Genomic DNA, 1036 nt, shown 5'->3' with positions numbered 1-1036 from the left:
TGGCGGCCACGTCATCGTCGAGGATCTGGGAAGCATTGGTGGTGAAGGCAGGCAGAGCCAGGCCCTGGATACCCATGCGGACCTTCAGGTCGGTATTGGGCACCATCCAGTCGATGTGGGCGCGCTTCAGTTCCACCACGCTGTTGTTGTCAGCGCCCAGGGCGCCACCGGTCTTGTCCTGGCCCCAAACCTGGTCGCCGATTTCGAAGAACACGGTACCGGACAGGGCTTCGGAAGCCACGGCGTCCAACTGCAGGCGAACGCGCTGGCGGGCTTCGAACTGGTCTTCATTCTTGAAGCCGGAGTTGTTGGCAGCCTTGCCCTGGCCGAAGGTGCCGTGCATACCGTAGTCGAAAGACATGATCCACTGGCCCTTGGCCTTGAAGTCGATAGCGTTGGCGCCGGTAGTAGCACCCAGCATCATAGCGGCAGCCAGAGCGAGAGTCATAAGCTTCTTCATGATAATACCTTCCTTCATTACTTTCGCATCTTGCGATCCCGTCCAGTGCAGGATCCTTTCCCTTACGAGATCCGGTCCTGCCCGGGGCGGACAGGAATCCCGGCCGATACGGCCGGAGCAAGAAGATCGTCTGGGATGTTCGCGACAGCAGTCTGCTTGTCCGTCGAACTTGTAAAAATTTTTAAACCCCTTTTCTGACCTTGTCAACGTTTCTTCAAAAAAAACAATAGGTTATATAGTATTATCTATATTTCTTTTTCGATTTTTTCCGTTTTTTGTGAAGCCTCCTGCTCTCTTTTTTTCAAAGAATCTTGCTCGTCGAACGCAAAAAAGCCCCGCCAAAGCGGGGCCCGCAAAATAAGACTCGAAGCCTCACAGCCGAATCGTTCAGGCCGGGAGTCAGCATGATGTGTGGAGGGGAGATCCGGCGACGGCTTGCGCAGTAAGGCCGCGGCATCCACTTTTCTAAGGGACCGCTCCCCTCTTCCTCCTCAGGCATATATCCAGCATATCGGCAAATCATCCTGCACGTAGAGCAAACACGCTCCCGCGTTTCCAACGACTGGGAAGCTCCGT

1 pseudogene is annotated in these 1036 nt (G+C 55.0%); it reads right to left on the bottom strand.

The annotated features are described in order from the left end of the window. Positions 1-460 (bottom strand): annotated as a pseudogene (locus tag DESPIG_RS14075) (outer membrane homotrimeric porin); the annotation flags it as partial. Positions 461-1036: the final 576 nt, after the last annotated feature.

Source organism: Desulfovibrio piger ATCC 29098 (genome assembly GCF_000156375.1).
GTDB lineage: Bacteria > Desulfobacterota > Desulfovibrionia > Desulfovibrionales > Desulfovibrionaceae > Desulfovibrio > Desulfovibrio piger.
This window is presented reverse-complemented; position numbering and strand designations above follow the sequence as displayed.